Source organism: Kitasatospora sp. NPDC048545 (assembly GCF_040651155.1).
GTDB lineage: Bacteria > Actinomycetota > Actinomycetes > Streptomycetales > Streptomycetaceae > Kitasatospora.
In genome coordinates, this window is record NZ_JBEZIQ010000186.1 from 1 (window position 1) to 1,175 (window position 1,175).

The 1,175-nt window shown below is 68.2% G+C and carries 2 protein-coding genes; both read left to right on the top strand.

What is annotated here, in order from left to right:
* Nucleotides 1–136 precede the first annotated feature (136 nt).
* Nucleotides 137–676, top strand: a complete 540-nt coding sequence (locus tag AB0D10_RS46400; protein WP_360269191.1) for a winged helix-turn-helix domain-containing protein — start codon at nt 137–139, stop codon at nt 674–676.
* Nucleotides 592–1,158 (top strand): transposase, encoded by a 567-nt coding sequence (locus tag AB0D10_RS46405; protein ID WP_360269194.1) that lies wholly within the window; start codon nt 592–594, stop codon nt 1,156–1,158. Before AB0D10_RS46400 ends, AB0D10_RS46405 begins: the two co-directional genes overlap by 85 nt.
* The last annotated feature ends 17 nt before the right edge of the window (nt 1,159–1,175 follow it).

The window sequence follows — 1,175 nt, forward strand, 5'->3', positions numbered from 1 at the left end:
ATTACTGACCTCGGATCGTCAGGGTGAACTCTCCCGAAGTCCCTGATTGGTGGGGTGCGGTGGCTGTATCTGGTGGTGTGTGAGATATGCGGATGGGGGCGGGCTGACCGCTGCGGGACGGTTGCGCCGGGAGACTTTGCGGATGCAGGCAGCCGAGCTGTTCGAGCAGAGGATCAAGCCACCAGAAGTGGCACGGCGTCTGCGGGTGAGCCCGAAGTCGGCTTACCAGTGGCACCAGTTGTGGCGCGATGGCGGTGTGCAGGCTCTGTCCTCTCGTGGCCCGGGCGGGTCACGGTGCCGTCTGTCGCCACGCTGCCTGGAGAAACTCGCCGCGTACCTGGACCAGGGCCCGGCCGCACACGGCTGGGTGGAGGACCAGGTGTGGACCGCGGCGCGGGTCGCCACGCTGATCGGCCGGAAGTTCCACGTTTCCTACAGCGTGTCCGGGGCGACGAGGCTGATGCACCGACTCGGCTTCAGTCCGCAGGTCCCCGCGCGTCGGGTGGCCGAGCGGGACGAGCAGGCCGTCACCGCGTGGAAGGAGGCGACCTGGGCGGAGGTAAAAGAGCGCGGGCGGCCTGCGGGGGCTACATCTGCTTCGAGGACGAGGCAGGCTTCACCCGCCGTCCGTCCAGAGGACGCACCTGGGGCCGGCGAGGCCGTACCCCTGTCGTGACGGTCAGCGGCCGCCGCTCGGGACGACTGTCGGTGGCCGGGATAATCGCCATGCGCCCCGGCTCACGCACCCGGCTGTGCCACCGCCTGCGCACCCACGCCGCGGGCAAGGGGAAGCGCCGCAGCATGGGCGAACGTGACTTCATCGCACTGATCGACGGAGTCCACCGCCTCGTCAAGGCACCGATCGTGCTGGTCTGGGACCGCCTGAACACCCACATCTCCCACGCCATGCGCGAGTTGATCGCCGAGCGCGCCTGGCTGACAGTGTTCCTGCTTCCCGCCTACTCGCCCGACCTCAACCCGGTGGAGTGGGTCTGGGCACACGTCAAGCACAGCCTGGCGAACCTCGCCGTCATGGCCCTCGACCGACTCGAGGCCCTTGTCCGCAACCGGCTCAAACGCCTGCAGTACCGCCCCGAAACCCTCGACGGCTTCATAGCCGGCACCGGCCTGACCCTCGACACCCCAACGTCACCCTGACAAGCCGAAGTCAGTAA